Source organism: Psittacicella hinzii, assembly GCF_003585885.1.
Lineage (GTDB): Bacteria > Pseudomonadota > Gammaproteobacteria > Enterobacterales > Psittacicellaceae > Psittacicella.
In genome coordinates, this window is sequence record NZ_NRHC01000064.1 from 1 (window position 1) to 8594 (window position 8594).

At 32.1% G+C, this 8594-nt stretch carries 9 protein-coding genes; 1 reads left to right on the forward strand and 8 read right to left on the reverse strand.

Going from position 1 to position 8594, the window contains the following annotated elements; translation table 11 throughout:
* Window positions 1-15: 15 nt before the first annotated feature.
* The gene (gene corA, locus CKF54_RS05220) at window positions 16-966 is read right to left on the reverse strand and encodes a magnesium/cobalt transporter CorA (RefSeq protein WP_119525307.1); all 951 of its coding nucleotides are present in this window, start codon (window positions 964-966) and stop codon (window positions 16-18) included.
* A gap of 128 nt (window positions 967-1094) precedes the next feature.
* Here corA and efp point away from each other — a divergent pair, with 128 nt between their 5' ends.
* Entirely contained in the window at window positions 1095-1664 is a 570-nt protein-coding gene (gene efp, locus CKF54_RS05225; RefSeq protein WP_119525308.1) for an elongation factor P, read from the forward strand.
* Between the two features lie 36 nt (window positions 1665-1700).
* Here the strand turns inward: efp and CKF54_RS05230 are convergent, their stop codons facing one another.
* The 7 genes from CKF54_RS05230 to CKF54_RS05260 all read right to left on the reverse strand — a co-directional run bounded on the left by CKF54_RS05230 (window position 1701) and on the right by CKF54_RS05260 (window position 8537).
* A complete protein-coding gene (locus CKF54_RS05230) occupies window positions 1701-2786 on the reverse strand; it encodes a hypothetical protein (RefSeq protein ID WP_119525309.1) in 1086 nt (361 codons plus the stop codon).
* Window positions 2776-3006, reverse strand: a complete 231-nt coding sequence (locus CKF54_RS05235; protein ID WP_119525310.1) for a hypothetical protein — start codon at window positions 3004-3006, stop codon at window positions 2776-2778. The genes CKF54_RS05230 and CKF54_RS05235 overlap by 11 nt, the downstream gene beginning before the upstream one ends.
* Window positions 3007-3726, reverse strand: a complete 720-nt coding sequence (locus CKF54_RS05240; RefSeq protein ID WP_119525311.1) for a pseudouridine synthase — start codon at window positions 3724-3726, stop codon at window positions 3007-3009.
* On the reverse strand, window positions 3723-6053 hold the full coding sequence (locus CKF54_RS05245; RefSeq protein ID WP_119525312.1) for a ribonuclease R family protein: 2331 nt from the start codon (window positions 6051-6053) through the stop codon (window positions 3723-3725). The genes CKF54_RS05240 and CKF54_RS05245 overlap by 4 nt, the downstream gene beginning before the upstream one ends.
* Before the next feature lie 40 nt (window positions 6054-6093).
* Window positions 6094-6549, reverse strand: a complete 456-nt coding sequence (locus CKF54_RS05250) for a hypothetical protein (RefSeq protein ID WP_119525313.1) — start codon at window positions 6547-6549, stop codon at window positions 6094-6096.
* 232 nt (window positions 6550-6781) lie between these two features.
* The gene (locus CKF54_RS05255; RefSeq protein ID WP_119525314.1) at window positions 6782-7549 is read right to left on the reverse strand and encodes an ABC transporter ATP-binding protein; all 768 of its coding nucleotides are present in this window, start codon (window positions 7547-7549) and stop codon (window positions 6782-6784) included.
* Between the two features lies 1 nt (window position 7550).
* Window positions 7551-8537, reverse strand: coding sequence for an iron chelate uptake ABC transporter family permease subunit (locus CKF54_RS05260; RefSeq protein ID WP_119525315.1), 987 nt, complete (start codon window positions 8535-8537; stop codon window positions 7551-7553).
* Window positions 8538-8594 lie beyond the last annotated feature (57 nt).

Consider the following 8594-nt stretch of genomic DNA (forward strand, 5'->3'; position numbering starts at 1 on the left):
TCCTTTTTTATATGTTTATAACCATTTACGCCATTTGAATATACATAAACAAATGACTGCAGATAATATCATAAATGCAATTGCATATGGATAACCATATTTCCAATGTAACTCTGGCATACTATCAAAGTTCATTCCGTACATAGAAGCTACTAATGTAGGAGGTAGGAATATTACTGACATGACAGAGAACATTTTGATAATACGGTTCTGTTCAATATTAATTAAACCCATAGAAGCATCCATTAAGAAGCTAATACGTGTAAATAATAGATCATTGTTAGGTTTAATCGATTCAATATCGCGGAAAATATCACGCGCTTGTTCAATTAACTCATTAGGTAATCTTGTTTTACGTAATAAGAAACTAAGTGCGCGGTTGGTATCCATAATTGAAGTATTAATTTTAGAGGTTAAGTCCTCAAAGTAAGTTAATTCTTCAATGGCAACATCTAAATCACGACCATTATCTGAAAGTAAAATCTTTCTTGTTAAAACTTCTAAGCTAGCATAAGTATCTTCGATTAAGTCAGCTATTTGCTCGATTTTAGTTTCGAAAATATCTAGTAAAATCTCATAAGCATTACCATTAGTTAAACTCTGGTGCAAAGATCTTAATCGGTATAAGCGAAATGGTGTTAGCTCTCTAGTACGAATACTATATAATTGATCATTTTTTATAGTGAAGGCTACGGTCTCTAAATCTGCGTAGTCATCTTCATCTTCATAGAAAAAGAATGAGTGGAGATGTAAACCATCTTCGTCTTCAAAGAAACGAGCAGAAGCCTCAATATCTTCAAGTTCTAATTTTGAAACGAAATTAATATCTAGCGTTTCTTCAATGAATTGACGATCTTGCTCTGAAGCATCAATTAAATCTATCCAAATAGCTTTTTCTAACTTTTCTTTAGTTATGCTGTCTTCGCGCTTTAATTTAAGATTGTCTAAATAGTATGAAGTTATCATCTTGTTTAGCTCCTCCACGCTTGCAATATTATACCACGTTTCTTTAAAAAACTGGCTCGTTTGTGCTAAAATATAGCTAATTGTTTTTAGACAAACATTTAAAAATTAAAATTATTACAGAGGATTTAATGGCTGTTTTTTCAACAAGTGATTTTAAACCTGGGTTAAAATTCCTTTACGAAGGTGAACCTTGTACTATCGTAGAAAATGAATTTGTTAAACCTGGTAAAGGTCAAGCATTCAACCGTACACGTATCAAGAAATTAATTTCTGGTAAAGTTTTACAGGTAGTATTTAAATCAGGTGAAACTGTAGAAGCTGCTGATGTTTTTGATATCAACTTAACTTATCTTTACAATGATGGTGAGTTCTATCACTTTATGAATGACGAATCATTCGAGCAAATCGCTGCGAGTGTTGACGTTGTAGGTGATGCTGCTAAATGGTTAACAGACCAAGCTGTATGTATTATCACTTTATGGGACGGTCGTCCAATCGGTGTACAACCACCTAACTTTGTAGACCTTGAAGTTGTTGATACAGATCCAGGTCTTAAAGGTGATACAGCAGGTACAGGTGGTAAACCAGCTACTTTATCAACTGGTGCAGTAGTAAGAGTACCTTTATTCGTACAAATCGGTGAAGTTATCCGTGTAGATACACGTTCTGGTGAATACCTAAACCGTGTGAAAAACTAATAAAAAAAGAAGCCAACTAAGGCTTCTTTTTTTTATTTAAAATTGTACACCCCAACCAACTTGTGTAAAGTTGTATGTTTGAGTATTACTATCATTTGTAGCATTCTCTAAAATGCGAGAGTGATCTACATAGATAAAACCATAGTCAAATAGTTTTACTTGCGCTCCATAAGTAATTACGCGTTGTTTAAAGCTATTATTTGCTTGTACGGTATCACCTAAAAGAGTAACATTGTCTACGTTATTCTTGTTATCTACTTTATTGTAAATATAACGTCCATATAGATCTAAATATTTAATTGGAGAGATTCTTAAACTATAAATAACTCCATAAACATTATTTTTTAAGTTACTACCTGTGTTTAAGTTATATACTCGCTCATGTGCTTTATAACCAACAGCTTTAACTTCAACATAATCTCCATAAGAGTAAGCTAAGCCTGCAGAGTATGGATGAGTTTTAAATCTATAAGCTTCTTCTGTAATATTTTTCTGTGAAGCGAATAAAGTTAAAACTTTTAGCTTTTGCTTATCAGTTAAGTTAAATGTCCAGTTGATGTTACCAGCAATTTGAGAATAAGTACCAGAGTCATCACTTGCATTGTGGACAAAGCTAAAACCATAATCATAGTATTTATTTTTTGAGCTTGTGTATTTCCACATGCCTTCATGGTAAGTGTCTAGACTTAAAGGTAAAAAATTAGTTGAGCTAATACCAAAGTTTTGCACACCTAAAAAATAGTCTTCTAAGATACCAGAAGTTTTACCAATAGATGTCTGACCAAGTGTAGGACTCTTAACAAATACATAATATTGACTAGATGAGAATTTAGCATTTTCATCTCTTCTTAAATTATTATTTGTATCTAAAGTGTAGCGCCCCACATAGGTTGCTCCAACATAAGCATTATTGATCTTATAGTATGGGGTAATTGCAATAAAGCTATTTTTATACCCATCTTTACTTGGATAATAATCTTCTGAAAATTCTAATGCAGAAAACTGTAATCTTGCATTAAAATCTAAGAAAAACTTATTATCATAGTTCCAAGTAAGAGCATTTGCTGTAGTTATCGAACCACTTAGTAAGATGCTCGAGATAATTAGTAACTTATTTTTCATTTATGTTTTTCTGTAGTTTTTCAAGTAAAGTTTTATTTAGATTAATCGAAGTTTTTAGTAATTCGCAAGCCAAAGTCAATTTTTGACTCATATTAATGTTTGAATTGATTAATCCGTCAAATTCCTGAATAAGGTCTTCAAAAACTGTAGTGAAGTCCGTATTAATTTGGCTATCTTGCTTATTTGATAATTCAACAAAACTTATTTCTTTTTCTGCCATTTAATCGCTCCCATTGATTAAAGCAAGAGCTTCAGCTACATCCACTTCTAAATATTCACCTTCAGCTAAATCTTCAGGTAAAGTTAAGTTACCTATAGCAACTCTTTGTAATTCAACAACCTTATTTCCTAAAGCACCAAACATACGTTTCACCTGATGATATCTTCCTTCAGTGATTGTTAAATACACTCTATAAGGGTCATCAGTAAACTCTAAAATAGCAGGTTTAGTTTTATCTCTTTCCCCACGTAAAAGAATCCCCTCTTGCATTTGTATTAAGTAAGAATCTTCATAAGGATCTGCTAGAGTAACGTAATATTTTTTAGCAACGTGATGTTTTGGAGAACTTAAACGATGAGAAAAGTTTCCATCGTTTGTTAAAAGTAGTAACCCAGAAGTATCAAGATCTAATCTTCCAACACAGTGGAAACTATTATAGCCGTCAGGCAGTAAATGGAACACTGTGAGATTAACATCATCATGGTTAGCACAAACATAACCTTCAGGTTTATTAAAAATTAAAACTGAAGGTTTGTAATTAAGAACAATGTGCTCTCCATCGATAACAATATCTATCTCTTCTGGATTAAATTTTTCAGTTACCTTATTACAAATCTCCCCATTAACCATGATTAAGTTATTTTTAGCTAACTTTTGTACATCTTTGCGAGATAGATTTGTATTATCAGCAATTATTTTATCTAAACGTAATAACTTCATTTTCTTTTTCTATTGTTGCGCTTAGATTTAAATTTACTATTACTTCTTTGCGGTTTTTCATTCTCGGTAGGAAGATCTAATCTTCCTAAACGGTGTACTAAACGCTCTACCGGAGGTCTCGGCTCTGAAACCTTCTGATTTTCTAAGATAAACTCAATTCTACGATCATGTAACGAGATCTTATTGACAATAACCTTTAATCTATCTCTTAATTTAGCGGTTTTCTTTAATTTATTTAATAAAGGCTTATCTTCGCCCATAAAAGAGATAAAACCATCAATTTGGTAATCAGGAATAGTAACAAATAGACCATTTTTAGTTATTGTAGATACTATTGCAACAAATTCCTTACCAAGATAACGTTGCATAAAACGACATTTAATCCAATCTAAGAAATCATAGCCTGCTTTTTCTACTTTAAATTCTGTACTTGAGCAGTACTCACATAAAGCGTCCATCATCTCCGCTTGGTATCTAAAAGCACCTTGCATATAACCCGCAAGTTGATCTTTTTCGAAAATAATAGATTTGATTACGCGGTGTAATAATAAGTCAGGATAACGACGTATTGGACTAGTAAACTGAGCATACTTCTCTAAAGCTAGACCAAAATGCCCTTTAGAATCAGTTTCATACACTGCTCGAGGTAGTGATCTAAGCATTTGCGTATAAACTAATTCTCTTTCACTAGGTAATTTATCAATGACTTTTGCAAGATCTTGATAATCTTTTGGCGTAGGGAAAGGAGGAACAGCAATATCGAAGTTTACTAAATAATTATTTAAACTAGTTATTCTTTCAACCGTAGGAATGCTGTGATTTCGATTTGGAGCTGGTGCATTATTATCATATACATACTTAGCTGCAGCTACGTTTGTAATGATCATTAGCTCTTCAATCATTTTATGAGCATCTTTACGATTAAGGAAATACATTCCCTCAATAGTACCATCTTCGTTGAATTTAAATTTAGGCTCAGAACTTTCAATAGCAATTGCTCCACGCTCATCTCTAGCATAGGTTAATGCTTGATATAGTTGGAATAAATTTGCTAAATCTTGGTTTAACTCAACTGTAGAGTTTTTCAATTCACTAAAGCCAGAGTCAATTATATTCTGAACTTGGTTATAAGTATAACGATTTTTACTAATAATACATGCTTGGTAAAACTCATAAGAGTTTAATTTACCTTTATTATTAATAGTCATCTCACAAACTAATGTAAAACGTTTTACATTTGGATTGATCGAACATAGACCATTAGATAACTCTTCAGGTAGCATTGGTACTACACGTGTAGGGAAATATATAGATGTTGCACGTGTGCGTGCACTTTCGTCTAAGAAACTACCTTCACGCACATAGTAAGATACGTCTGCAATCGCAACATATAAACGCCATCCACTATTATCTTCTAATCTTTGACAATATACTGCATCATCAAAATCTTTAGCATCTTCCCCATCAATTGTCACAAAGTTTAGCTTTGTTAAATCTTTACGAACTTTTAGATCATAATCAGGGACTTCTTCTCCATAAGATCTAGCTTCGGCTAGGACATTGTCAGAGAAAGCATCTGGTAAGCTGAATTTACCTAAGATAGAATTAATCGTATTTGTAATTTCAGACTCTGAATTAAAAATTCTATCCAGAACATACTCGTGTTCTATAGCAATGAAACCGCCATGCTCTGCAAAAGCAAAATTACGAACTTGACGAATAATTCCTAGATAACCATCTTTATCTTTAAATTCTTCTCTAGCTCTCTTTGTTGCAGAAAGATTAACTATATCTATATGATCACCATTAGGAACATAAGCGACAAAGTCTTTTGTAAGGAACTTCGTATTATTCTTTCTAACATCACAAACACGAATATCATTTGCTAGTTTTTTGAAGATAAAAACACATCTGTTAGAATCAATTTTATTTTGATCAAGATCAGAATAGAATACATCCCCATCTAAAAAGTGCATTAAATCAACAGTTGTGCGAGGTATAAAAATATCTGTCTCTTTCTTTTCTTTCTTAACAAAATCTAAATTAGCTTCAGATTCTTTGATTTCACTAGCAAAGCCTACGCCTGTAGCTGCTACAGAAATTCTAAATAATTTAAGTCTACGTTTAGATGGGTATACATAAATACCATAAGAACTTTCATATATCCAGTCAAATTCTTTCAGCGTTGAGGTAATCTCATGGAAAGTAAATTGTTGTAACTCTGGAAATGAATTTATTAAATCATCGTATAATCTTTCTATACTTGGGAATACATGTGATAGAAAGTAACGTCTTAATTCTGGTTTATTTAATAATACTTTTAACATTGAACCAAAAATAAAAGCTAACCTCTCAAGAGATTAGCCACTAAATCTTTTTATTAGTCACGCTGTTAGTAAAGCCAGCTACCTTTTCCGCGTTTTTAATGTTTTCACGTTCATAAAATGATCTTAAAGGAGATTTAGGATCATGGGTTAAGTAGTTAACTTTAGTATTTAAATTATAAGTAAAAACCTTTAACTGTTTAATTCTCTCATAATAAATACTTTTAACAGCACCTTCTGATTTAACTATAAGATCGGCTGAATCATACCAAGTGTCTAACTGCTTGCCGAGAAGACCGTCAACTTTTTCAGCTGCAAATGTATTTTCCGTTCTTTCGTCTATTTGTGGGTATAAAGATAGAATTTTTATTCTTCTCTTTTTCTTTATCGCCAATTTTGCAATTAGTACTTCTATATAATTATTGGCTAACTTAATAGGATCAGGTAAATTTGATTTGCGTCTTTTACGACGTCTTGGTTTTGTTTCGATTTCTGCCATATATCACTCAAAAACAAAAAGTTTTTATAAAAATCGTAACAATTCACCTCAATTTTTAAGTGAAGTTTCGATACAAACCAATAGATAAATTTTTATACAAATTTATTTATGTACTTTAATTTAGATATCAATAGGCTAATAGCTAAATTACTACTAACAATTATAACAAATTTACAAGCGAATGGGTAAATTATTACACAAAAATACCTCCTAGAAAACTAGGAGGATTAAATTAATACGCATAGAAACAAGGTTGCTTAGAAATAATACATTTTTCTACCACACCTTCCAGCTTAAAGTTTTCTTTGAGCATAGTTTCGTTAATAATTTCATTAGGCTCACCATGACAAGATAATCTTTTGTCATGGAATACATATAAGTAATCACAGTAACGAAAAGCTTGGTTTAAATCATGGATCACCATGATTATGGTTTTATTCAAGTCTTTAAGCTTATTGATTATCTTCATTAACTCCAGCTGGTTATATAGGTCTAAATATGTAGTGGGTTCATCTAACAAAACATACTCAGTGTCCTGTGCAATAGCCATTGCTATACAAACACTTTGTCTTTGTCCTCCAGATAGCTCACTAAATAGTTTATTCTGCAAATGAGTAGTATTGGTTATCTGCAAAGCGTACTCAATTCTTTCTTTGTCTTTCTGACTGAGTTTACCAAATAGACCTAAATATGGCGTTCTACCAAAAGCAACAAAGTCATATACATTGATACCTTCAATTACTTCATGATATTGCGGTAAAAAAGCTAACTTTTTAGCTAACTCTCTATTACTATACTCTGCAACATTTTTACCATCAACCAAAACTTCACCACTAAGTGGAGATTGGATATTTGCTAAAGTTTTAAGTAGTGTAGACTTACCACATCCATTTACCCCAAGAAGAGCGACAATTTTATTTTGAGGTAATTCAAAAGTTAGATCATGTAAGACTTCTTTTTTATCGTAACCAACAGATAAAGATTTTACTTGTATTGTCATTTTAGTTACGCCTTTTGATCAATAAGTAGAAGAAATAAGGAGCTCCAATTACAGAAGTTAAAACTCCTGTAGGAAACTCTACAGGTGGTTTTATTACTCTAGCTAGTAAGTCAGCACTCAGTAAAAGAATTGCACCAATAAATGCAGCTCCAAAAAGGAGATACAAATGTTTACTTCCAAACATTTTTCGCGCTATATGAGGAGCTATTAATCCAATAAAAGCTATAGGACCAGTTACTGATACTGCTAAAGATGTAATGATTGTAGCTAGAAGTAAAATTAGAAGACGGCATTTAAAAACATCGCAGCCTAAATTTTTAACTTTAACGTCTCCCAAAAGAAAAAGATCTAAAACTTTGCAAGCAAAAATAGCTAAGCTACTAAACAAGATTAACCAAGGAATATAATAATAAACCTGCGTCCAAGTTCTACCCCATAAAGATCCAGTTAACCAAACTAAGGTAGAACTAAGGTCTACTTTAAAACTAAGTAACGCAAAGTTAGTTATACTTGAATACAAAGTTGCTAAAGCTACACCTATAATAATTATATTTGTCGTGAGAATTTTCTTTCTCACAATTAAACAAATGAATAGAAAACTAAAAACACCCCCAATTAATGCAAATAATGGGAGGGTAAAGTTCGCTAAAGCCGGTAAAAAAATTATAGATATAACCGAAAACAAACCAGCACAGTTGTTTATACCAAGAGTTTCTCCTGAAGCTAGATCATTGTTTAATACGCTTTGAATCATTAGCCCAGAAATAGCAAACCCCATACCTACAAATACTGCACATATGGATCTCGGAATTCTATACTCATAAATTGCAAAAAAGTCAGCTGAGCTTTTATCAGTTAATACACTTATTACCTGAGTAAAGCCATAGGTTCTGGTACCAAAAACAACTGATGAGTAAAATAAAGCAACAATTATTATGAGCTGTACCCCAAATGTTAGACAAAACGAAAAACTAACATTTGGAGGTATTGCTCGTTATGAAATTTTCTGATTTATCTATTGTTGATCGTAATAAAATTGTTGAGT